Annotated in this window: 25 protein-coding genes; 10 read left to right on the forward strand and 15 right to left on the reverse strand. The window is 46.3% G+C overall.

Annotated features, from left to right (window positions below):
- Positions 1-82: 82 nt before the first annotated feature.
- The gene (locus tag CSW98_RS10135) at positions 83-1330 is read right to left on the reverse strand and encodes a uracil-xanthine permease family protein (RefSeq protein WP_100800364.1); all 1248 of its coding nucleotides are present in this window, start codon (positions 1328-1330) and stop codon (positions 83-85) included.
- Positions 1331-1532: 202 nt separating this feature from the next.
- Between CSW98_RS10135 and CSW98_RS10140 the strand changes: the two genes are divergently transcribed.
- Positions 1533-2774, forward strand: coding sequence for a DUF2066 domain-containing protein (locus CSW98_RS10140; protein WP_100800365.1), 1242 nt, complete (start codon positions 1533-1535; stop codon positions 2772-2774).
- A 65-nt stretch (positions 2775-2839) separates the two neighbouring features.
- Here CSW98_RS10140 and bepA read toward each other — a convergent pair whose 3' ends face one another.
- Entirely contained in the window at positions 2840-4306 is a 1467-nt protein-coding gene (gene bepA, locus CSW98_RS10145) for a beta-barrel assembly-enhancing protease (RefSeq protein ID WP_100800366.1), read from the reverse strand.
- Between the two features lie 171 nt (positions 4307-4477).
- Between bepA and CSW98_RS10150 the strand changes: the two genes are divergently transcribed.
- Positions 4478-5545 (forward strand): AI-2E family transporter, encoded by a 1068-nt coding sequence (locus tag CSW98_RS10150; protein WP_100800367.1) that lies wholly within the window; start codon positions 4478-4480, stop codon positions 5543-5545.
- A 110-nt stretch (positions 5546-5655) separates the two neighbouring features.
- On the opposite strand, the gene CSW98_RS10155 is transcribed toward CSW98_RS10150, so the two are convergent.
- Positions 5656-6897, reverse strand: coding sequence for a type II toxin-antitoxin system HipA family toxin (locus CSW98_RS10155; RefSeq protein WP_100800368.1), 1242 nt, complete (start codon positions 6895-6897; stop codon positions 5656-5658).
- On the reverse strand, positions 6890-7165 hold the full coding sequence (locus tag CSW98_RS10160) for a helix-turn-helix domain-containing protein (RefSeq protein ID WP_100800369.1): 276 nt from the start codon (positions 7163-7165) through the stop codon (positions 6890-6892). Before CSW98_RS10160 ends, CSW98_RS10155 begins: the two co-directional genes overlap by 8 nt.
- 778 nt (positions 7166-7943) lie before the next feature.
- Between CSW98_RS10160 and cspE the strand changes: the two genes are divergently transcribed.
- The 4 genes from cspE to CSW98_RS10185 all read left to right on the forward strand — a co-directional run bounded on the left by cspE (position 7944) and on the right by CSW98_RS10185 (position 10262).
- A complete protein-coding gene (gene cspE, locus CSW98_RS10165) occupies positions 7944-8156 on the forward strand; it encodes a transcription antiterminator/RNA stability regulator CspE (protein WP_100800370.1) in 213 nt (70 codons plus the stop codon).
- Positions 8157-8557: 401 nt separating this feature from the next.
- Complete coding sequence (locus CSW98_RS10175; RefSeq protein WP_100800372.1) at positions 8558-8695, forward strand: adenosine deaminase; 138 nt, start codon at positions 8558-8560, stop codon at positions 8693-8695.
- 6 nt (positions 8696-8701) lie between these two features.
- Positions 8702-8989 (forward strand): YkgJ family cysteine cluster protein, encoded by a 288-nt coding sequence (locus CSW98_RS10180; protein WP_100800373.1) that lies wholly within the window; start codon positions 8702-8704, stop codon positions 8987-8989.
- Between the two features lie 382 nt (positions 8990-9371).
- Positions 9372-10262: a hypothetical protein gene (locus CSW98_RS10185; protein WP_100800374.1), complete on the forward strand. Its 891-nt coding sequence runs from the start codon at positions 9372-9374 to the stop codon at positions 10260-10262.
- Positions 10263-10300: 38 nt separating this feature from the next.
- Here the strand turns inward: CSW98_RS10185 and CSW98_RS10190 are convergent, their stop codons facing one another.
- The 6 genes from CSW98_RS10190 to CSW98_RS10215 form a co-directional block, all read right to left on the reverse strand.
- Positions 10301-10975: a cold-shock protein gene (locus tag CSW98_RS10190; protein ID WP_100800375.1), complete on the reverse strand. Its 675-nt coding sequence runs from the start codon at positions 10973-10975 to the stop codon at positions 10301-10303.
- 461 nt (positions 10976-11436) lie between these two features.
- On the reverse strand, positions 11437-11940 hold the full coding sequence (locus CSW98_RS10195) for a hypothetical protein (protein ID WP_100800376.1): 504 nt from the start codon (positions 11938-11940) through the stop codon (positions 11437-11439).
- A 414-nt stretch (positions 11941-12354) separates the two neighbouring features.
- Entirely contained in the window at positions 12355-12816 is a 462-nt protein-coding gene (bcp, locus tag CSW98_RS10200; protein WP_100800377.1) for a thioredoxin-dependent thiol peroxidase, read from the reverse strand.
- Between the two features lie 160 nt (positions 12817-12976).
- The gene (locus CSW98_RS10205) at positions 12977-15697 is read right to left on the reverse strand and encodes a heavy metal translocating P-type ATPase (RefSeq protein ID WP_100800378.1); all 2721 of its coding nucleotides are present in this window, start codon (positions 15695-15697) and stop codon (positions 12977-12979) included.
- Complete coding sequence (locus CSW98_RS10210; RefSeq protein ID WP_100800379.1) at positions 15684-16130, reverse strand: MerR family transcriptional regulator; 447 nt, start codon at positions 16128-16130, stop codon at positions 15684-15686. Before CSW98_RS10210 ends, CSW98_RS10205 begins: the two co-directional genes overlap by 14 nt.
- 141 nt (positions 16131-16271) lie before the next feature.
- On the reverse strand, positions 16272-16814 hold the full coding sequence (locus CSW98_RS10215) for a glycine cleavage system transcriptional repressor (protein WP_100800380.1): 543 nt from the start codon (positions 16812-16814) through the stop codon (positions 16272-16274).
- A 219-nt stretch (positions 16815-17033) separates the two neighbouring features.
- Between CSW98_RS10215 and dapA the strand changes: the two genes are divergently transcribed.
- The 3 genes from dapA (at position 17034) to CSW98_RS10230 (ending at position 20245) form a co-directional block, all read left to right on the forward strand.
- The gene (gene dapA, locus CSW98_RS10220) at positions 17034-17912 is read left to right on the forward strand and encodes a 4-hydroxy-tetrahydrodipicolinate synthase (protein ID WP_100800381.1); all 879 of its coding nucleotides are present in this window, start codon (positions 17034-17036) and stop codon (positions 17910-17912) included.
- Between the two features lie 174 nt (positions 17913-18086).
- Positions 18087-19106, forward strand: a complete 1020-nt coding sequence (gene bamC / locus CSW98_RS10225) for an outer membrane protein assembly factor BamC (protein ID WP_100800382.1) — start codon at positions 18087-18089, stop codon at positions 19104-19106.
- A gap of 209 nt (positions 19107-19315) precedes the next feature.
- Positions 19316-20245, forward strand: coding sequence for a GGDEF domain-containing protein (locus CSW98_RS10230; protein ID WP_100800383.1), 930 nt, complete (start codon positions 19316-19318; stop codon positions 20243-20245).
- Positions 20246-20275: 30 nt separating this feature from the next.
- Here CSW98_RS10230 and CSW98_RS10235 read toward each other — a convergent pair whose 3' ends face one another.
- From CSW98_RS10235 to CSW98_RS10250, 4 genes are read right to left on the reverse strand one after another with little or no spacing between them, the layout of a single operon-like run.
- Positions 20276-20473 (reverse strand): DUF2897 family protein, encoded by a 198-nt coding sequence (locus CSW98_RS10235; protein WP_100800384.1) that lies wholly within the window; start codon positions 20471-20473, stop codon positions 20276-20278.
- A gap of 4 nt (positions 20474-20477) precedes the next feature.
- Entirely contained in the window at positions 20478-21158 is a 681-nt protein-coding gene (locus tag CSW98_RS10240) for a M15 family metallopeptidase (RefSeq protein WP_100800385.1), read from the reverse strand.
- A 15-nt stretch (positions 21159-21173) separates the two neighbouring features.
- The gene (gene dapE, locus CSW98_RS10245) at positions 21174-22307 is read right to left on the reverse strand and encodes a succinyl-diaminopimelate desuccinylase (protein ID WP_100800386.1); all 1134 of its coding nucleotides are present in this window, start codon (positions 22305-22307) and stop codon (positions 21174-21176) included.
- A 12-nt stretch (positions 22308-22319) separates the two neighbouring features.
- Positions 22320-22670: an ArsC family reductase gene (locus tag CSW98_RS10250; RefSeq protein WP_100800387.1), complete on the reverse strand. Its 351-nt coding sequence runs from the start codon at positions 22668-22670 to the stop codon at positions 22320-22322.
- 215 nt (positions 22671-22885) lie between these two features.
- Here CSW98_RS10250 and CSW98_RS10255 point away from each other — a divergent pair, with 215 nt between their 5' ends.
- Positions 22886-23173, forward strand: coding sequence for a helix-turn-helix domain-containing protein (locus CSW98_RS10255; protein WP_100800388.1), 288 nt, complete (start codon positions 22886-22888; stop codon positions 23171-23173).
- A 68-nt stretch (positions 23174-23241) separates the two neighbouring features.
- On the opposite strand, the gene CSW98_RS10260 is transcribed toward CSW98_RS10255, so the two are convergent.
- Entirely contained in the window at positions 23242-23586 is a 345-nt protein-coding gene (locus tag CSW98_RS10260) for a DUF2956 domain-containing protein (protein ID WP_100800389.1), read from the reverse strand.
- Positions 23587-23727: the final 141 nt, after the last annotated feature.

A 23727-nucleotide genomic window follows, 5' to 3' on the forward strand; every position in this document is an offset into this window, starting at 1 on the left:
TTTCTTGTTTTGGAAATGGCTTTAACTCAAAGATACCTTCTCATGGAAGACCGTGAGATGGTATCTAATCAGAATTCAGGGATTAAGCTTCCTCTTCCATCTGCGCATTATCGACAACATGTGATTCGCCCAGCTCTTCCGGCAGGATTAAGTTCAGAACGATAGCGACGATACCGCACAGGCTGATGCCCTGCAGGCTGAATCCGCCGATACCGAAAGCCATACCGCCAATACCGAATACCAGTGTTACCGCCACAATCGCAAGGTTGCGGGATTTATGCAGGTCAACATGGTTTTTAATCAGGGTATTCAGACCAACCGTTGCAATGGAACCGAACAATAGGATCATAATCCCGCCCATGACTGGTACAGGGATGGTTTGCAGTATGGCACCCAATTTACCGACCAGTGCCAGTACAATCGCGGTGACCGCAGCCCAGGTCATGATCACAGGATTAAAAGCGCGGGTAAGTACAACGGCACCGGTTACTTCACTGTAGGTTGTATTTGGTGGCGCGCCCAGCATAGCGGCTGCCATGGTTGCGATTCCGTCACCGGTAATGGTGCGGTGCAGACCCGGTTTTTTCAGGTAATCTTTTCCGGTTACCTGAGAAATGGCCACCATATCGCCAACGTGTTCAACCGCCGGGGCTATCGCAACCGGAATCATAAACAAGATCGCGTTCAGGTTAAATTCAGGGAAGGTAAAGTTAGGCAGTGAAAGCCAGGCAGCTTCGGCAACCGGGGTAAAATCAACAATACCGGTCAGCAGGCTGAGTGTGTAACCGACGATAATACCGCCAAAGATAGGGATCAGCTTAAACATTCCTTTGGCAAATACACTGATGGCGATGGTGGTGATCAGTGAAGCACATGAGATCCACAATGCGATATCGCCATTAACCAGTTGAGCACTGCCATCACCGGTTTTCCCCAGCGCCATATTAACGGCTGTCGGAGCCAGACCCAGACCAATAACCATGATTACAGGGCCAACCACCACAGGTGGAAGCAGACGATGGATAACACCGACGCCTTTGGCCTTAATCAGTGCTCCCATAAAGACATACACCACACCGGCAGCCATCAGGCCACCCATGGTGCCGGCAATGCCCCAGGTTTGGGTGCCGTACATGATAGGGGCAATAAAAGCAAAGGAGGAAGCAAGAAAGATAGGAACAGAGCGACGGGTGATAAGCTGGAATAAAAGGGTACCGATACCTGCACCAAAGAGTGCAACATTGGGGTCGAGTCCGGTCAGCAACGGGACCAGAACCAGGGCCCCGAATGCTACAAACAGCATTTGAGCGCCTTGAAGTATGTTAGTCATAAGTGTCATCCATCTGGCTAAAAATAAAATTCGCGGGATTCTATCACTTTGCAACCGTTTGCTTTAGGGTGAAGATCAAAAAAACTGTGACAAAGTTAAAGTTTTTTGCCTTTTATGCCGGAACGGAGAAACGGTATTACCTTGCTCCCTTACCAAGAGTTGCTTATCATCGTTGTTCTATTTCTGTCTTGTTGGGATCCGTATGCGCTATATTGCTTTTCTTTTACTGGGATTACTCTCTTTACCCTCTTATGCGGCAACCAAAGTGGATGTATACCGTGCCGAAGTGGTGTTAGATGAAAACGCAACGGATGCAGAGGAAGTGGCAAGACAGCAGGGCTTGCAGCAGGTTGTAGTACGTGCTTCCGGCGATAAGCTGGCGGCCGGGAACCCTGTTATTGTGAAGGCGCTGCGTCAGAGCGGTGAATTTCTTTCGCAGATCGGCTACGGAACCCGTGCGGAACAACAGACTCTGAATATGGTATTTAATGCGCCGCAGATCCGGTCATTACTGACGCAGGCACAGCTGCCTTTCTGGTCAGAAGAACGTTCTGGTGTGTTGGTCTGGATCGTGGAAGACAGTGGTTATGGCCGGGAGATTGTCTGGGAACAGTCAGAAGATAACACCGTTTCTCAGTTAAAATATTTTGCCGGACTGAGAGGGCTTCCGGTTACGGTTCCTGTGGGTGATATAGAAGATGTCACCGGTATTACGCCTCCGGAGTTGTGGGGGGGATTTGTTCAGTCTGTTGGCCGTGCCAGTGCCCGGTATCCGGCGGATGCTGTTTTGGTTTTACGCATTTCAGGGGACGAAGAGAGCAGCCGGATCCGCTATACCCTGTATGATGAGAATCCGGCGTATATGGCGACGTCCAGTCAGATGCCACAGTCGGGAGAAGGCCGGGGGACGCTGGCCGCCGCGCTGGAAAATGTGGTGGATGATGTCAGTAACTATTTTGCGCATAAAGGATCGGTTCAGTACAGCGGAGAGTCTTCCGGTGCGGTAGTTGTGCAGATTCTCGGTATCCATGCAGCGGATGAATTTTTTGCACTGGAAAAACAGATTGAAGCATTAAATGCGGTTGCCGGTGTTGACCTGCTGACGATTACCGGGGATGAAATCACTTTGCGAGTCCACTTGTTGACAGTGCAAGAGAATTTCATCAGCGAACTGCTGCAATTTAATAAGTTGCGTAAGTTCGAGATGGACACAGCAGAATTTATTCCGGCACCTGTGCAGTTACCGGAGAACGATCTTACTGCCGGAGAAGTGACAGGCGCAGGAGTAACAGACGAAAATAGCACAGCTGTGCCGACTGCATCTGCAGATGCAGTGCCGGTATCTGCGCCTCAGACCGGAGTTTTTGTCAGCAACGTACAAACGCCTGAAACGGATGTGCAGCCGGATGATACGGCACCGCTGGTATTTGAGTGGGTACGCTGAATTAAAACAGGCAGAGGTTTCCTCTGCCTGTTAACAATATTTAAAACTCGCCATGACACAGTTCATCACTGCAAAGACATAAACCGTTCTCTCTGCACCAGAAGTTCATCGATTCTTGCATCGTATCTGGCCTGTTTCAGGCTTCCAAGCTCAACCAACTGGCTGGCCTTACTATAATTCTGAATGGCCTGATTCCAGTCTGCTCTGAGTGAAAACATCTCACCCCGGGCGGCCAGCTCTTCATCGGTAATGCCCATTTCTGCACTGGCTTTCGCCAGCAGTTCCCAGCCGTTCATATCTTCAGGATAATTGTGTGTGTAGTGCTGCAATAGCGGTATTGCTTGCTGGTACTGCCGATGTTCCACCAGAGCATTGGCGTAGTTGATACTGAGTACCGGGTTATTCGGTTTTTTGCTCAGTGCTGTTTTGAGCAGGGTAATCGCTTTTTCCGGCTGCTTCAGGTACAGATAGAGATCTGACAGGGCATCCAGATAGAAATTATTGGTGGGATCCTGCCGGTGCAGTTTCAGCAGTTCAGGTTCGGCTTTATCCAGTTGCCGGTTGTCCAGATGCACCAGAGCTTGTCCGTATTCCAGAGCAGGAACCAGCTCTGCCGGTGCTTTTTTCAGCTGGCGGGCATACCAGTCCAGCGCTGCCTCGGAGTCTATACTCGCGTAACGGGCAATCACCCGGGCTTTTGCCAGATGATAATCAAGGGAAAGGTGGGTTTTTGTTACCGGATACTGCTGTGCCCGCAGTCTGGAATCCGTAATACGCTCTTCCGGAAGCGGGTGGGTTAACAGCATGGCTGGTGGCGTACTGGCATAGCGATACTGTTCTGCCAGACGGCCAAAGAAACGGGGCATAGCCTGAGCCTCAAACCCGGCTTTAGCCAGCGTCGCCATACCAAAGCGGTCTGCTTCTTTCTCATTACTGCGTGTATAGTTGATGCTGCTCTGCATGGATCCTGCGGTAGTCGCTGTCATTGCGGCGATACCTGCCTGAGGTGCAGCAATGGCAAGTAACAGGGAACCGGCCAGTGCGGCGATGGTGGCAGGAGAACGACGGGCTTCGTCTTCCATACTCCGGGCAAGGTGACGTTGGGTAACGTGAGCGATTTCATGCGCCATGACAGAAGCCAGTTCACTTTCGCTGCTGGCATGCAGAAACAGTCCGGAATGCAGGGCCACATAGCCGCCGAAGAAGGCAAAGGCATTGATGTCTTTATCCCGGATCATAAAAAAGTGGAAAGGGGTTTTGACATCGTTGGCATTGGCAACCAGTTTGTGTCCCAGCGTCTGAATATATTCATTCAGAACCGGATCATGAATAACGGGCCTGCTTGCGCGTAACATCCGCATATAAGCATCCCCGTAGATAAGTTCCTGATCGATAGTCAGGGTTCCGGCTGCTGCCGTGCCTATATCCGGCAGATCCATGTCGGTTACATTTGTCGTCGGGGATGCGAGAGACGGCGTGCTGACAGCAACGGCAATACAGAAGGCGATAAGAGATCGGCTGGGCTTGAACATAAGGCGGAACTGGCTCCGGTTTTATATCTTACTTTGAATGTATGACCTCTAAGTTTACACTTTGTTTCTGGGATCGAAAAATAGTCCTGATAAAGAGTTCGAACTATAGGGCAAAAATCTATACTATTGATTTCGGGAAAAATCCCGTTGACTAAAAGAGAGTCGTTACAGATGTTTGATATGATCATGCGCTGGTATCAGCGCCGGTTTTCCAATCCGCATGCGATCAGTCTGGTTGCTATTCTGTTATTCGGATTTATCACTATCTATTTCTTTGGACATCTGCTGGCTCCTCTGCTGGTGGCCATTGTTGTAGCGTACCTGCTGGACTGGCCTGTGATCAAAATGACCCGGATAGGGATCCCCCGGCCTGTTGGGGTTATTCTGGTGCTTATTTTGTTTGTCAGCGTTATGCTGATTGCACTGTTCGGCCTGATCCCGACGATCTGGAATCAGGTGAGTAATCTGATTAATGATATACCGACGATGTTCAGCGGCTTACAGGGGTTTGTTGCCAGTATCCCAGAGAAATACCCTGAACTGGCAAATCTGAAGATCGTCGAATCTGTGATGTCTAATGTAAAAGAGCAGGTGGTGGGACTGGGCGAAACCGTCGTTAAAGGTTCACTGGCATCTCTGGTCAGTATTGCCGCTCTGGTCGTATACCTGATTCTGGTTCCTCTGCTGGTGTTTTTCCTGCTGAAAGACAAAGAAGTTATGCTGGATACCTTGAGCAGCCTGATGCCGAAGAATCGTCGTCTGGCTACCCGGGTGTGGCGGGAAATGAATCAGCAAATCTCAAACTATATCCGCGGTAAGGTGGTGGAGATACTGATTGTAGGTTCCAGCAGTTATATTACTTTTGCATTACTTGATTTGCGTTATTCGGTGCTGCTGGGCGTTGGGGTTGGATTATCAGTGCTGATCCCTTATATCGGTGCTGCTGCCGTGACGGTTCCGGTGGCGATTGTTGGCTTGTTTCAGTGGGGGATTACCCCGGATTTTTACTGGCTGTTGGCAGCCTACGGTATTATTCAGACGTTGGATGGCAATGTGCTGGTGCCGGTGCTGTTCTCGGAAGCGGTCAACCTGCATCCGGTGGCAATCATTATCTCAGTACTGTTTTTTGGTGGTTTGTGGGGCTTCTGGGGGGTCTTTTTTGCCATCCCGCTGGCAACACTGGTTAAAGCTGTATGGAATGCCATTAAGAATCAGGACGAAGAGATAGCCGAAGACTAGGTTTCTTATTCCCACGCATTGGCGTGGGAATGTTCTTGAGCGTACCTCATGCTTTTCCGGCCCATAGAAAGATGAAGCTGATTGTCAAATCGCCTGCAAGCCATAGCGAATTACACATACAGCGCCTTGAATTTTTCTACCATATCTTTATCAATCTCCTTAATTAGATTAGGTGACAAGCCCAGATGTTTGGCCTCATTACTAAACGAGCGTGTTGTTTCAAATATTTCTTCAGCCATAACCATAATTGCTTTCTTTGAAGACAACCCCGACTGAGCAGCTAACTGATCTAGTGCGCTCTTTGGCGTTCGGCCATTACCACCAAATGCTGTCATATGCTCTTTGTAAGGGTTAGGGCTATAAACAATGTCGTAGAAAGGCGATAGCGACCAGTTATCAGCGTCACTGGCAAGGAAACTGAAGTTCTTACTGTGATCATCTTGGTTAACCGTTAGGTAATTAAACATGCAGCGCTTAATGAGCTTCTGAGACTCAGTGACACTGCACATGATGCGAGTAGCTTTAACTAAATCCACATAGTCCAAAGAAGGCTCCCGAAACGGTGCGTCTAGCAACCCGCACGCAGAAATCATATGGATTCGACCGCCTTGCCCGGTGCAATCAAATCGTTCCTGCTCTAGCCAAAATTGTCCATTACCCGCATCAATTAAATTAAAGTTGGGAACCTCAATGCCGACATTACGTGCCATCTGCATGTAGCAATATTCGACTAATGATTCAGAGTGCTTCAAGTCAAACTTTTCAGATGTCAGCTTTACGATAAGCTTTGTTCCTTGTGCGTCATCTAATGTTGAATACTGCCCATTCGATAAACGTGTCACGTTCATTTTTGGCCTGGCCCCACCCGATCCACCAGTATTCATCAAATGCTCAAGCAAAGCAGACTCGGTGCCTTCAAACTCTTCAATTGCAGCTCGGCCAAGGGTAATGATGTCAATTGACTCTTTGAACTCATCAAGTAAATTTAATTCAGGCTCATAGCTCAACGCACCCATACATCTGTCACCTAGGTAAGCTAAACGTTCTAGGGCGGTAACTTCTTTTGGGTTATGATGGTTCTGTCTAAATACGCGATCCATGAGATAAAGACCCCAACCATCAGGGAGACTATCTCCAAAAACCCCATGAATACCATAATGCGGCTCTCTAGGCGCAACTTGTAGGCTTGTATCTGCCTTTAAATTGAATGGAGCCAGAGAGGTAGAGTGAGCGCCTAAATAAGTCTCATCAAATTGAAAGAAGCTTTGCTTACGATTTTCAGCGAGCTTGCCGACAAGTACCTTCTCACCTGTGCTAAGCGTTCGTTTTACGATTAGGGCTGATTTAAGCATGTTGAAGCACATCCTCTATCGATTTAAATTCTGGCTCAGACGGTTTAGTCAGGTCTTTCAACTTCTTCAAATCACCCAATACCTCGACAATTTGAAGGAACTGTCGCAATGAGATGTTGCCCGTAGATTCAAACTTTCGAATAGTCGCGTAAGGCACGCCAGAGAGATCAGCCAGCTTCTGAACACTGAGCTTGTCTTTTTTACGCGCAGATATAAGAAACTCCTTGAGTTCCATCTGCAAATCATAAGCGGTATAGAGCGATAACATGCACGCCTCGATAATTGCTAATATAGTAACAATTATAGCACCAATTTTGATTAAATTGATACTATAGTAACAATTGCAAGGAGGGCCGGTATCTTCTTGCTAAAACATGGGGGACGAAAGATTTATCCTAATGATGGGTTTGTAATTGTTACCATGATAACAATTTTTTAATTGTTAATCGCTTAATTTGCTACCATGGTATCAGTTAACGTATTGCTAAGGCTTCATGCATCTATTCGCTGCTTTCCCTGCCCATAGAAAGATGAAGCCGATTGTCATTGAGACAGAATCGCTTGGTGATCACAACCTGTATTCAATGCTGGTTAACAAACTTTTGGACATTTCTGAATCAGTGACTTTGCTAAATTAGCTATTCACGGATAACTTCTCGCATCTCAAAGTGACGAACGGCACCTCTATGCGAGATGCCGTTCGTGATAGCTTTTGGACAAAACCTTCCACTATCTGAAAGCCATTTCGGCATTTATGACCGTTTTTTATGCATCTAAATCGCATTAAAATAACTTACTACTGTTGAGTCGGGCTATCTCAAGCTCAACAGATTTTGAAAAAACATAAAATAAAAGCTGTTCATTTTCCAAACAACCTGTATAGTGCGCGTAGCTCTTGCAAACGAGCTATTAGTGAAAATTTAGTACAAGCCCTCTCCCAGTTTCCTTTCGATACCTTCGTTTAGCTCCTGTGATTGCTTCTCGTCATAGTTTTTTAAATAGCAGTTGCTCGCAGTTTCAATATTATTAATTTCTTAGAGGTATCTATGTCTACTAAAACTACTGGTTCAGTAAAATGGTTCAACGAATCTAAAGGCTTTGGCTTTATTTCACAAGACAATGGCGGCGCTGATGTATTTGTACATTTCAGAGCTATCGCATCTGACGGCTTTAAAACGCTAGCTGAAGGTCAAAAAGTAAGCTTTAACGTAGAGCAAGGTCAAAAAGGCCCTCAGGCGTCGAACGTAATCGCGCTATAGCAGTATTGGGTGTAATACAAGTGCATTGCACCCGTATTCTTTCCATATAAGCATCTAATACACATAAATTTCAGGAGTTTTATTGTCTCGAAGAACTAGTCGCCAGCGATACTGGTATAAAAAATCATGTGATAAATACATACGGCCAAATAAAGCTGAGCTCAACGTATGTTCCAAATAGAGTTTTTCTTGGAAAATGAACAACTAAATTGGTCAGCAAGCATACATCAACTCAATAGTGACATTCTACAACGTCACATTTTTCCAAAACTTCACTCCAAACAGCATAATCTAGAATTTGCCTTTTCCGAGTCAAATATGATGGGAAGTATATTATCAGTCACTGGGGTTAAGTTAGGCACTTTCAAAATTGTCTAACAACCATGCTAAGGAAAGCTCAGATGAATAAGAGCAATAAAAAATCACCTAAAAAAGAAAACAAACCTCTTGAAAATGATAATAAAAATACGAAATCAACAAGAAGAAAAATCGAAGATATTCTTGATAAACGCAATTTTGATAAATTATTTGATCTGTAAGCACTTATGAGCATACCCGCCAAAAGCGAAATTAAGCCAAATATTAATTGTTCAAACTGTAGGGCTTGCTGCTGCCGCCTTGAAGTAATGATTATTTCAGACACTTCAGTTCCAGAGGAGCATATAAGTAGGGATGCTTGGGGTGGAGAGATCATGCTTAGGCTAGCAGATGGCTGGTGCTCAGCACTAGATAGAGAAACCTTCAAGTGCAGTATATATGAGAACCGAACTTGGATATGTCGAGAGTTTGAGATGGGCTCATATGAATGCCTAGAAGTGCACAGTTTCAGATAGGTGATGGGTGTAAAAACTCTAGGTCTTGCTCAGCTCCCCGAGCAATGCCTTCTTTCAAGCAAGTTGCATAACAATTCAAAAAGGGAAATACGTGTAAGAAACACAGCAATTGCTCGAAAATGGGAGTTCCTGTGCAGTGCCGTTCTGGTGTCTACCATAACTTCACGTATTGCAAATTCCGCAGCCTAACTCGTTGCTGAGTAATCGCACTAAGGCGCTTTGGGGCATTTCTGTGTTACATGCCCCGTCAGCATACTTTTGGACAAAAACTGTTTAGAGTTCCTACTTAATTTAGTGAAACAGCTCAACTATGATAATGAATTTTGAAAATAATAATATCTGGTTACAATAATGGTAATTACACCAAACGCAGGTTCACCAAATGAAAAGCATCAAACTAACATTACTAACCGCTATTTCAGCCGCCTCCCTTATGGGGTGCGCAGCCAAGCCGGAAGCAATAACTCCGGTAGCATTTAGCGATACCCATAGCTTTGCCTATAACATTGCCGCGCAAACCGCGCTCACGCGAGATAACAGCCCTCTGCGGGATTTTACGCAGCAAGAAATTGATGAGACGAAAACAAAGCTGACAAAAAAAAGCGGGGCGGGTGTATCCGAGTTTTTTGGGGCAATGCGGATCTTAACTGGTGATTTAATCGGTGTTATAGATGTTGCTGGCGGGGCGGCAACCAGCCTTGCACACAAAAACCATACAGCTTCAAAATCACGATGGATTATTGCTGTTCCTGTAGAACAGTTCAACAGGGAAGATGAAGCTCAAGAGTACATTTTGAATTCTGTCCATACTGCGGCTAACAAAGTACTGCATCCGTATGGTGAGGTTAAGAATGAAGTGACGAAAGACCAGCGTTTTACCGTGACAAAAGTTGTTGTTGACGGTGAATCTTATCCTGTTGGTGTTGTGAGTAAAATTAATCATAAGGGAAAACATCTGTTAACTCGCACACAGTTTCCGTTTAATGGTGAATTTAAGGAAGCCTATGTCTACGGTTTGGATAAGAACTCTTTACTAATCAAAAACATGCTCGTTGGTATTCCAACGCCAGCGTTTTTAAATGTAAAAACAAAAAACATAAACTTTGTTGATTTTAACAAGCAATTCACAAAAGAATTACCAGATGGATTTTTTCTTTACACACCATCATTTCCTCAATTTCATGGTAATGGTGTGACTTATACCTATACCAGCGAAATTGTACCCGCCATCTATAGCCAAGGTAAAAAGCACGAATTTATTCAACCTGAATAGGAAAATAACAGATGGGAACAAATAGTTCCCATTATCTTCTAACCAATAAAGACAAAAAACAGGAATAGTATGAACAGCGCTGGCCAAATCCAACTAGGAATTGACCAACCTTCCTGATTATTTCTGATCTTAGTTTCCCGGTCATTAACGATAGAAAAGTCATCTTCAAATTGAGCAATGGCCTTTTTTATCTCATATTCTGCCTCTTCAACTTCTTCCTCATCCGAACAGGGGACTAACTCACTGACTAAGGCCAGAGTACCTAAGGCGGCATGCATCGAGTAGTTATAATTTCCCTCAGAAAACGTTTCTTTCCGAATGTGATAGTTCAGGATGGCGTTGGCTCCAACTGTCCTTGCTAAGAGGTCAAGGTAGTCCTTGGCATCACTGGGATCATCATAATAAGGCGTGCTTAGCGCATGATGGTGTTCAATTTCACCATGTTTAGGCGACGCCTCCCGCGTAACAAAAAACGGCACAAATTCTTTTTTATATAAAGTGTCGATGATTGCTATTTTTTTTGCAGCGTCGCCTTTTGGGGTCGGAGTGGGGTCAAACGTCAAGTAGGCATTTTTAACGACCTTTGATTCCTCAGATTTGTCCAGAAGACTTGATAAATGAAAGAAATAACTTTCTCCATCATCGCCCTTAATAAATCCGTATTTCTTCTCAGCTATGAACGATACTACCTGTCCTTTCACTTTAATCTTCACTTACTGTCTGTTAAAAAAATCGAGTTACCTATTATCAAATTAGTGAATAAACACCAACTTAATAGATACTTTGTCTCATATTAGATGTATTGGATTAATTAAGTCAAAGAGTAACTGGTGGCATTGTTAAAAGTACTAACTCTAGCAAACTATGGGGCAGAAGTGCTTCAGAGTTATTTTAGCAAGAGGCTCTTGCAAAATTTGGGGTGGAGTTTGTCCAACAGCCTGTTGGACATTTGATGAAGCAGGCTGTTTCCTAATTGTGCAACAGCTTGTTGCCCAAATAAATCTCATGCTGGTTTCATGCGCTCGAAACACGTTTAGGGGCATTTTCGTGCCAGCCGAGATCTCGCTGACACGCTGATGGACAATTTCTTTTTACGAGCTGAATCAATGTGAATTCTGCTCAGATGAGAAAAAGTATGGAAAGATCTATATCTGTGGTCAGTTTTCGTGAACCACTACATACAATTAGGGAAATATAAAGGATCATTACGTCTTATTTCACCATCTACGATCTCAAATTTATTTAAAATCATTGAATGGTTATATATATCAAAGGTTAAATATAAAGTTTCATGTAAAGTGAAGTTCTTACCCTTAAATACGCTACTGAGCTTAAATCCACGAGCAAATTCATTTAGAGATGCATGACGAGATTTATCCAAATCAGTATAGTACTCATTTTCTTTGTCTATTGGGCGGCTGATTGCTTCATCCATCACTGAATGTCGAGCAATAATAACTCGTTGAACCATATGACCGTTTTCAGAATAGTTCTTCAAATAGAATTCCCAAGTACGATCGCCTACAAATTTTTGGTCAGGCGAGTAAGCCGCACATCTCAGTGTGAATGGTTTATTTTGAATTCTCTGCCAGTTTACATCTTCTTTATCAAGGGCATAAGCGTGAACCTGAGTTGATAAACCCACAAAAATCACAGCAAGAAATGAGAAAAGTTTCATATTAATCCTTTATTTATAAAAATATATTCAGGAAAAGTATAACAAAAATAGATGGTTAAATTTAACCTACTATGGAAAATAGATCTTAAAGAGCATGCTTGTATAACAATTCAGGCAATAGTAATTGGTTTAGAAGACTATTCTTATACGAAACTGGAAGCTTCAAGCTCAGACTTATGACGGACGTCCATGAGGTAAATTATCTTAATTTCAGTGGTACTCTCAGTTATCAACTGTTTGCGTTAACTTCGAATGGGGCACAAATGAGTTTGCGAAAAATGGGGTCAGTCAGGCAAACTAGGCTTGCTATGAGAACATGTCCACCTGAAATTCAACTCTGTCTTGGTGGCAGACACGTGCTCTTCTATCCAATTATGCCTGTCCCCAAGTTAAGAGTTAATTGCTCATGGAAGCTTATTGGCTGTTTAGGTAGTCTAATACGACTTCATGGTGATCTTTGGTCTTAAACTTGTTAAATACATACTCAAGATTCCCCTGTTCATCCACTAAAAAACTGGTTCTGACTATTCCCATGCTTTCTCGGCCCATAAATTTTTTTAACTGCCATACGCCGTATGCTTCGCAAACCACATGTTCAGGATCGGCCAGCAGGGTAAAATTCAGGTTCTGTTTTTCAGTAAAGCGGGTCAGTTTTTGCGGGGTATCGGGGCTGATACCCAGAACCTTAACGTTGAGTTTCTTCAGTTCGGCCATCGAATCTCTCAGACCGCAGGCCTGAACGGTACATCCCGGGGTTGAAGCTCGCGGGTAAAAATACACCAGTACCTTTTTGCCTCTGAAATCGCCAAGGGAGATGTCTGAACCGGATTGATCTTCTAGTGTAAAATCCGGCGCCGGCTTACCAATATCTAACATAACGTGACTTCCTTTTTATCAAGTGGCGATACCCGTTCTTGCCAGGCAGACGGGCATCATTTTATTGTTCTGCCACTATACTGATGTCCTGTTATTTTATCCAGAACCACCAGATAATCAGGCCAATTACGGCGATACCGATCAGATTAACCCACATAATTTACTCCTGTTTATTCTGGGACTGCGGTGTGAAAAGACGCAGACGGTTTGCGTTACTGACCACGGTAATGGAGGACAGTGACATGGCGGCTCCGGCAATAATAGGACTGAGCAGCCAGCCTGTTATCGGGAACAGAATTCCGGCTGCAACCGGAATACCCAGTGAGTTGTAGATAAAGGCACCCAGCAGATTCTGGCGGATATTTTTCATAGCCTCACTGCTGATAGCAATTACATCAGAGATACCGTGGAGTGATCCGCGCATCAGGGTGATATCTGCACTTTCAATCGCCACATCCGTACCACTGCCGATAGCAAAACCCACGTCTGCTTGTGCCAATGCCGGAGCATCGTTGATGCCGTCACCCACCATGCCGACAACTTTCCCCTGGTTCTGCAGGGTCTTAATCCAGTTGAGTTTATCTTCGGGCATGAGTTCTGCATAAAATTCATCAACATCCGCTTCGTAAGCGATGGTGGCGGCAGTATTGGCGTTATCTCCGGTCAGCATTACCACATGCAGTCCTTGCTGGTGGAACCGGGCAATCGCCTGTCTGGCATCTTCCCGGATCGGATCGCTGATCCCGAATAGGGCTTCTATTGTGTTGTTGCGGGCAAAAAAGGTAACGGTATTGGCATTATGTTCCCATAGCGAGGCAAGGGCTTTCACTGATTCTGTGTCAATGCCATATCTGTGCAGCAGTTTTTCATTACCCAGCAGCAGACGGGCATCACCGTAGTCTGCTTTTACACCCATTCCTGTCACGGATTCGAAGTTCGTGAGTGCTACGGACAGGCTCTGAGCGGGTTTGTGTTGGATGGCATAGTCGGTTAATGCCATTGCTAGCGGATGATTTGAGCCTTTCTCCAGTGCTTCGGTGAGGTTCAGCACATCCTCATTCACGGTAAAGTTACGGAAGTGGGTGACGATGGGTTTGCCCTGAGTGATGGTGCCGGTTTTATCCAGCACTATGGTATCCAGTTCGCTGGCTCGTTGCAGTGCTTCACCGTTACGGATTAGTCCGCCGAATTCGGCGGCTTTCCCGACAGCAATCATGGTGGATATCGGTGTTGCCAGCCCCAGTGCGCACGGACAGGCAATAATCAGTACAGAAGTCGCGGTAACTACCATATAGACAAGCACCGGCTGTGGACCGAAGTTGTACCAGGCCAGCGCCGTCAGTACAGAAAGGATCATGACGGTGGGTACAAAGACAGCGGATACCTTATCGGCCAGATGACTGATAGGTGGTTTTGAGTTTTGAGCAGTGGTTACCATATGGATGATCTGTGCAAGTACAGTATCGCTGCCGACTTTTTCAGCGGTAAAAATAATACTTCCCTGACCGTTTACTGTACCGGCAGATACGCTATCTCCGGCTACTTTTTCGACCGGGATGGGTTCGCCGGTCAGCATGGATTCATCAATGACGGTTTGTCCTTCCTGTACGACACCATCGACCGGGATCTTTTCTCCGGCCCGAACCCGGATCCGGTCTCCGGCTATAACGTCTTCGACCGGTAGTATCAACTCCTGCCCGTTTCTGATGACCAGGGCGGTTTTGACTCTGAGATCCAGCAGGCGGCGTATTGCCTGTGACGTTCTGCCCCGAGCTTTCAGTTCCAGTGCCTGACCCAGGTTGATAAGACCTATGATCATTGCAGCAGCCTCAAAATACAGGTGGCGGGCACTTTCCGGGAGATATCCGGCAGCCAGCACGACAAGCATAGAATACAGCCAGGCCGTACCTGTACCCAGGGCGATCAGGGTATCCATATTGGCATTGCGGTTAATAAAAGCTTTCAGGGCTCCGGAGAAAAAATGGCGCCCGGCTTTCCACAAAATAAGGAAGGTGATCAGGCCGATACCCAGCCAGATAAGCCGTTCCGAGCTGCTTTCTACGCGCATAGAACCGCCAAGCAGGCCATATAACATCAATGGCAGACCGACCCCCAGTCCGACAGCACTCTGGGTTATTTTTGACTGATATTCCAGTTGTTCCTCACGCTGGCGTTCCTTTTCGGCGATATCTTCATCGACAATCTGTCTGGCATCATATCCTGCCGCACGGACGGTGGTGATGAGGGTTTCTGCCGGATAATCGGAAATGACGGTTGCTGTGCGGTTTCCGAAGTTAATACTGACGGAGCTGACGTTGTTCAGACCATTCAGTGCCGTGTGAATGGTATTCACACAACTGGCACAGGTTACACCGGACAGTGCCAGCCTTATGGTCTGTTGCTCAGAGGGAGTCGTCGGGGTGGCCTCGGGGGCTTTGGGTTCAGGGAGAGGGGGAACGTCTTCTGTGCCGGATTCTGGGGATCGGTAGCCGAGTTCGTCCAGTATTGTTTCTATCTGAATTGAGCTGAGACGGCTTGTGGCAGTGAGTTTCTGTGCCGGGATGTCAACCTGGACGTCTGCCTCCGGATCCTGTTCCAGAATGGCGGTGGTGATTTTTTTCACACAGTGCTGGCAGGATACGTTTGTAACCGGCATCACTTGTATTTCAGGTCTGATAAGTGCTGACGAGTAGCCAGCCTGTTCAATCAGTGCAATGGCCTGTTCCGGAGTCAGTTGTGTGATGAAATCGGCCCGGTCTTTACTTTTATTCATCACCAGAGAGATATCCGGATCCTGTTCGCGTAAAACGGTTGTTATTTTCGCGACGCACTTCATGCAGTTAACACCGCTCAGAGACAGTGCAAAATTATGGTTGCTCATGTTCGGCTTCCTCCGGTAAGGCATCGTGTTTATCTGACCATTCTTCTATCAGGCAGCAGATGGCTTTTCCGTCCGGCACCATGTCCGGCTCATTGGCCCATTCAGAAAATGTTTCCCGCATCATGCTCAGATTGACGGTAAGGTCGGCAATTTTTTTTTCCGTTTCCTGAATTTTTTTGCCCAGCATTTGGCGTACTTTTGGACAGGGAGAATTGCCCTGCTGTGAATACTGGATAATTTCTTCAATTTCTTTCAGACTGAAACCGATGGCTCGTGCCTGATAAATAAATCTCAGTCGTTCCAGTGCCGACTGATCATAGAGCTTATAATCATTTTCAGGATTTCTGGCAGCCGTCAGCAGTCCTTTGCGCGTATAAAATCGTACGGTTTCTGCGGTTACTCCGGCCCGTTTTGCCAGTTCAGATGTCTTCATGCGTCTTTCCTTTCTGAGATCAGGAACGGTATCTTTTATGGTTATTTTAGAACCTGTGTGTTACACACAGGTCAAGAGATATTTATAGGCAGTACAGTGCCAGTCTGCAAGGCGGAGGGTGAAGGAAAGCGGTGGTTGGTGCTACTGGCTGCTTTTGATAAAGTTGAGTGAGCCCTGAACAGCAAGTGATTGACACAAAGCGTTAAAGTCTTCCTGGAGCTGCATCAGGTTACACTCTGAGCTAACGGTTGCGGTGACAGCGATCTGAAACAGATCACTAGTCAGGTTCAGTTTATTTTTATTAATCGCCTGAGCACTGAGAGAAGCCAGCCCGATATTTCTGTCGGCAAAAAAGTGAGTGAAGTGTTCAGTCAGCCCCGGTCTGTCTTCTGATTCGACAAAAACCTCGACGGTATAACAGTGTTCCGGTTCTGTATGCGGAGAAGTCCGTTTCATGATCGTGATCAGATTCAGTTCCTGTCCGAGCAGCGGCAGGGTGGTCTCTACCCGGGTGATTTCACCGATAGTGCCGGAAATCAGCATGATCAGGGTAAATTCATTACCAAACAGAGCAATGCGGCTATCGACAATATTGCATCCTGCGGCGCTGACCAGGTGCACGATCTGGTTACAGACTCCGGGACGGTCGGAACCCATTGCAGTTATCACTAAATGTTGAGACATGTCAGCTTCTTCACAGGTGGTGGTATCCGACATACTAGCACATTGACGGTGAGGGTAAATATCATGATGTTTTTCTGTGGGTTTTAGTACAGTAACGGCAGCGAAAGCCGACAGGGATGAATTAATCGTGATTTAGTCTCGGGAATCGGGGTTTAATCCCTTGTGTTTACTGAGAGGCATGCATTACTATGCAGAAACTACAAAATAAGGGAGATAGACATGTTTTCAGGAAGCATTGTTGCGTTAATTACGCCATTTGACAGTGACGGCGAAGTCGATTTTGACAGCCTTAAAAAGCTCGTAGAGTTTCATGTGGAAGCGGGTACTGATGGTATCGTTGCCGTCGGAACTACGGGAGAGTCGGCAACATTAACGATTGAAGAACATGTCAAGGTAGTGAATAAAACCGTAGAGTTTGCAGCCGGCCGGGTTCCTGTTATTGCTGGAACGGGCGCTAACGCTACTCATGAAGCCGTGACGTTCAGTCGTTTGCTGAATAATTCGGGCATTGCCGGTGTTCTGAGTGTCACACCTTATTACAACAAACCGACTCAGGAAGGTTTGTATCAGCATTATAAAGCGATAGCCGAAGTCAGTGAAGTTCCTGTTATTCTGTACAACGTTCCGGGGCGTACTGCCGTGGATCTGAAACCGGAGACCGTTGCCCGTTTGTCGCAGATAGAAAATATTGTGGCACTGAAAGATGCGACCGGTGATCTGGAAAGAGTTGCACTGCACCGTGAACTTTGTGCCAAAGATTTCGTCTTACTGAGTGGTGATGATGCAACCGGGCTTGATTTTGTCCGTCTCGGTGGCAGTGGCGTTATTTCTGTGACCAACAATATTGCTGCTGCAGATATGGCGAAGATGTTCCGTCTGGCTGCTGATAAACAGTGGGAAGAGGCTGACATTATCAACCAGAAACTGATGACGCTGCACAAGAACCTGTTTGTGGAATCCAGTCCGATTCCGGTTAAATGGGCTGCTCAGCGTATGGGGCTGATTAAACACGGTCTGTTGCGTCTGCCAATGACAGAGCTTTCGGCGGAAAGTCAGCCAATTGTTGAAAAAGCGATGACGGACGCTGGCTTGTTATAAGATAAATTTGTTATAAGATGCATCTTTTGTAAAGTGCTTATGTTATAAGAGCTTGCGTTCTAAAACCGCTTTTATTGGATGTGTTTATTATAGACATTTGTGGCATAGATTGTTTTTTTCGGGGTCATTTGGAGAATCACTTCAACTGACCTCGGATGCTTATTAGGAGTACCGATGAAGTTTTCTCGTCAGCTGGTGGTGAGTTCACTGGCTGTTTTTGTATTGAGTGCATGTTCAAGCAGCCCGGCAGAGCGCCGGCAGGCCGGAGAGGATTTCTCCTATCTGGAAACCCAGTCCTTTGAAACCTGGAAGTTACCACAGGGAGCTAAACCAGAGTTTTATACCGATTATGAGATACCGGCTGGTCAGTTTAACGGTCCTGTCGGTGAAGCGGTTGATATTCGTCCTCCGCAACAATTGCTGGAGCTGGTTCCTGGAGCACGTACTGAGACAGATAATGGCAGTGTCATTATGTGGCTGGTGAAAGAAGATGAGATGGCTGGTGTCTGGTCGACGATGCTGGATGTGCTGCAGGAACGAGGTATTTCTGTGCGGGAAAACAGTGATAGCCGGGTTGAAACCGACTGGGTCAACTGGATTCGGGAAGACGAAGATTCCGGTCTGGATACAAGATATATCATCGAACGTTTTGAGGCAAACCGGCGTTATGGGTTTAAGGTGCAACTGACGGAATGGCGTCAGGACGGCCAGTCTCGTGTGGCCAGCCAGACAAACCGGGAGCGTTACAGTACTCTTATGGCAAATCTGGTTACCATGAAATACGATCAGCAACAGCAGGCAGAAGCGGAACGCAAAGCATTGCAACTGGTGAAGCAGATCCCGGTCAGTACCGGAAAAGACAGAAACGGACAGCCGGTGATTATCGCGCGTGCGCCGTATAACATTTTCTGGAAACGCGCACTGGATGTGTTACCTCAATTGGGCTTTAAACTAGTCGAACGCCATCAGTCTCAGGGTATTATGGAAGTCGAATACAATGAACCGGATGATGAGGTATGGGCAGCGCTGGGGATCACTCCGTTTGCTCTGGACGGTAAGAAGTATAATCTTCAGTTAGGCGATTTGGGTAACCGGACGTCTATTGCTGTGACGGACTATGAAAAGAAAGCCATTGATGAAGCTGGCCTCACTGAGATATCCAGGATCCTTTCTGCCGCTATGCAAAAATGGTAGAGATTAACTGAACATTTCGGCAGACCGGAATCCGGAATAGGGTTATCTGTTTATAAAGAGGGTATTGATTACCCTCTTTTTATTTGCTTGTTGGCAGAGGGCTTTAAGCCGAATATGCATTTTTATGCGGCATTGGAAGCATGGTTCAGACTTGTAGCAACAGTTTTATATGATATTATACACGGCTTTCAATTAATGCTGAGCGGGTAATGGCTGGACTAAATACATCACAGGAAGCTGAACTGGAGCTGTTTAGAGCCGTTATCGGAAATAATCCGGATCAGATTATTCTTGGCTATGAGTCCGGTATTGTGATTGACGTACTGCCCGGTACAGAACGGCAGATTCAGGTTGATTACAGCCAGTTGATCGGCTCTCACTTTTCCGCAGTTTTTCCCGCACACTTCTGCACGACGATTCAGGCTGCTATAGATAGGGCTCTGGATACGGAGCAGGTTCAGTTTCTTACTTATCCAATTTATCCCGATGAACTGACGGTTCTGAACATTATTCACAGTGGAGAAAGTGTTTTCTGGTTTGAAGCTCGCATTTCAGCTCTGAAACTGAAGCATTTTGATCAGCGTATTATTATGTGGAGTTCCAGAGATATCACACAGAGAGTAAAGCTGGAAAAAGAGGTCAGCTATCTTGTCGATTATGACGAGCTTACCGGTATCTTTAACCGGCGACGTTTTCTGGCTCAGTTATGCGACGCCTATAAACATTTCCAAAGATATGTAACCGGTGTCAGTGTTGTTGTTATGGATATTGACGATTTTAAAACCTGTAATGATACCTACGGGCATTTCTCCGGTGATAAAGCTATTCATCATGTCGCTCAGGTCTGTGCAAAACATTTGCGCGAGTGCGATTTTATTGGCCGTCTTGGCGGAGAAGAATTTGCGGTTATTCTGCCGGATACCGATAAAGAGCAGGCTCTGAATATGGCGGAACGTTTACGTTTTCTGCTGGAATCAACCCCTTGCCAGCTTGATGATGAGCAGTGGGTCACCGTTACACTGAGTATCGGTGTTTCACAATTTGAGCCGGATGATACTTCGATTAATGATGTTCTGAACCGTGCCGATCAGGCTATGTATCGTTCAAAAAGAAATGGTAAAAACCAGGTATCGTTTTAGGGGACGGTTATAGTATAAAACTGTTTCCGGTTACTTTTGCTTCGGGTGGTTTTCCGGATGACGTTTTCTGTCCAGCTCGGTCAGTTTTTCCAAATCGCTTTTCTGTTCCTGCCGCTTCTTCAGCAGATCAATCCGTAGCTTTGACGCATGCCTGAGTGCTGCAGCATTACCGACAATCATAGCCACCAGAATGATGAAGATAACCAGCGGGGTTAAAGGAATATCCATAGTATTAGTCCGGTTGGCAGATATTAGTTATATACCGGGTGTACAGATCCGCAAGCTGATGGAGAATCACCTCTTTTCCGGCAATATCGGCTGATTCCAGCACGCTGGTCAGAAGTGCCGGTGTGCAGGCTGCCATATAATCCTGACTGCGCAGGCGATGGCTGATATGCCAGGGTTCGGGAGCGACTCCGCCCAAGTCTCTGGCATAAGGAAAGAAAAACCCGAAATCGGTCAGGTGTTCATTCAGCCAGCAGTAGAATTCATACTGGTGTCCGCTCAGGTATTCCCATGGTTCCAGATGAAGCGTCTGATCCTTTGGTAGCAGATTTCTGGCGTAGATATCGAAATCTGTTCCCCAGTGATGACGGCTGGCTCCGGGCAGGGCTGACCAGCGCAGAATGGCAAACATTTTTTCTGTACCGGAGAGGAATAAGGGATCCAGAGGCTGGCTGTCTGAATCCAGAATCGGTCGCAGTCCGGTAAACTTATGGTTCCAGATCTGCAACTGGCGGGAGAAGTCCCGAAACCCGCTGGCTACCGTAAGCTCGAATCCGGAAGCATAAGCAGAGTTAACCAGAGCAATAAGATCATGGTGAACTTTTTGCTCAGTCAGCAGTGTTTGATGCAGGGTCGATACCTGTGTCAGATGGCTGTGGATTTGTCCGGTCAACTCTTCGGGTTTCATCACTTTCCCTGATTATCAGCCTAGTAGTTTTTCCAGTGTCTTCTGATACATATCCGTTAACTTTTCCAGTTCGGCCACATTGACGCACTCATTGACTTTATGGATGGTGGCATTGACCGGACCCAGCTCAATCACTTGTCCTCCCATGCGAGCAATAAAGCGTCCATCTGACGTACCGCCGGTGGTCAGCAGTTCCGGAGTTTTATGATTGATTTCTTCAACCGCATGCACGACGGCATTCAGTAATTCGCCCTTATCCGTCAGGAAAGGATCACCATTGAGAGTCCAGTTCAGCTCGTAATTCAGGCCATAGGAATCCAGTGTTGAATGCACCCGGCGAATGATCTCATCATTGTTCAGTTCGGTGCTGAAACGCAGGTTGAACTGTACGTGCAGTTCGCCGGGAATGACATTGGATGCACCCGTACCGGCATGGATATTCGGGATCTGAAAACTGGTTGGCGGGAAAAATTCATTCCCGTCATCCCATTTTGTATTGGCAAGTTCGGCCAGTGCCGGGAAGGCCTGATGCACCGGATTGGTTGCAAGATGCGGATAGGCCACGTGTCCCTGAGTGCCCAGAACGGTCAGATCTCCGGTAATCGAGCCCCGACGGCCATTTTTGATCACATCACCGGTAAAGTGGGTGCTGGACGGCTCACCGACAATACACATATCGATATGTTCTCCGCGTTGCATCAGGGTCTCTACAACACGAACCGTTCCGTTAATGAACGGACCTTCTTCATCAGAGGTGATCAGAAACCCGATAGATCCGCTATGATCCGGATTGTCGGCGATAAACCGTTCAACAGCGACAATCATACAAGCCAGAGAACTCTTCATATCCGCTGCACCTCGGCCATGCAGGTGGCCGTCGATAATAGTCGGTTCAAACGGTGGTGTATGCCATTGTTCTACCGGACCTGCCGGAACAACATCTGTGTGGCCGGCAAAGGCAAAAAGAGGTGCCTCTGTACCACGACGAGCCCAGAAGTTGGTCGTATCTTCAAATACCATCACTTCGACCTGAAAACCGAGTGCTTCCAACCGTTTGATCATTACTTCCTGACAACCGGCATCTTCCGGGGTAATCGACTGGCGGCTGATAAGATCTTTCGCGAGTGCCAGTACTGGGCTATCTGTCATCCTTGGACATCCTTATACGTTAAAAATTGCGGAATAGTGTTCGGCCTTAAAACCGAGATAGTATTGATCATCAATCTGCAATACCGGGCGTTTGATCATGGCCGGATAGTCAGTCAGCAGAGCAATGGCTGCAGACTCATTCAGAGTCTCTTTCTGTTCCTGCGTCAGTTGGCGGTAGGTCGTACCACGTTTATTCAGTACCTGCTCCCAGCCAAACTGGTGACAGAATGTGCTGACCATATCACGATCCACTCCCTGCTTACGGTAGTCGTGAAACTGATAATCAATCCCGGTTTGCTCCAGCCACTTTCTGGCTTTTTTTATGGTATCGCAATTTGGGATGCCATACAGGGTTACTGTCATACAATATCCTTTTTTGTTGAGTTCCTGAATCGTAACAGGAAGCCGAAGCGGAGCAAAATAAGATTTTCTGCAGCAGAGGATTTGGTTGTTGAATAAGTGCCTGCCTGTTAAACAGGAGTCTGTTAATAACAGAGAAGCGGGCTATCTTTGATCCGCCTCAAAATAATTCAATGCAAAAAAGAAATAATAGATTGGCATTATGTTAGGAGGTGCCAATGGAGTTAAATCCTGTTTTTGCCAGACGCCTGTATTTGGCTTTATTGCTGGAGAGCCTTGAAAGGCCGAATGTACCAAAGCTAATCGAAAAAACGGGCTGGCCTCGCCGTACTATTCAGGATGTATTGAAAGCTCTTCCGGGCATCGGTATTGAGTTGATGTTTATTCAGGACGGACGACGTCATAATGACGGGTATTACCAGCTTTCAGACTGGGGACCGTTTGACAGTCAATGGATCATGGAGCGGCAGGGGGAGATCGCCTCAACGCTTGGGGTATGTAATTGAGCGGAGTATGTGATTGAGCCTTATCGGTTTATCAGGCCAGCCCTCGGGCTGGCTTCTTTTATTCGGGCTCAGCGCAGCAGGGTAAAGCTGATGAAGCCAATCCAGCTCAGAGCCAGCAATATCCAAGGCAGTCGGCTGGTTTGTGTTGCAGAATCAGATGTATTGCTGATCTCGTACGGGGCGTCTGACGGTGCGGTTGAGCGGGAGACGGTCTGCCGTTGTGTCTTTTTCTTTGCCTTATCTGCCTGACGGTTTTTTTCCTTCTGCTGCTTTTTATACTGAGCGATACCTTTTTCAATTCCCTGAGCAATCAGTCGGGTCTGTTCTTTAGTCTGGCCGGGTTTCTGGGTGGCTCTGGCTATCTTTATTGCTTCGTTTTGAGTCTCGGAAGAAACAGTGCTTTTTTTTGACATGGTCGGCTTTTTACAGAAAAAACAATACGGACGAGTGTAGCATAACAGCGCTGATTAATGGGGAACATATATACGATATCTGGTGTTATAAAACTTAAGCAAACGCTGAAATAATGATAAATATCAAAACGGAAGACCGGG

It is taken from the genome of Vibrio sp. HA2012 (assembly GCF_002812955.1).
Lineage (GTDB): Bacteria > Pseudomonadota > Gammaproteobacteria > Enterobacterales > Vibrionaceae > Vibrio.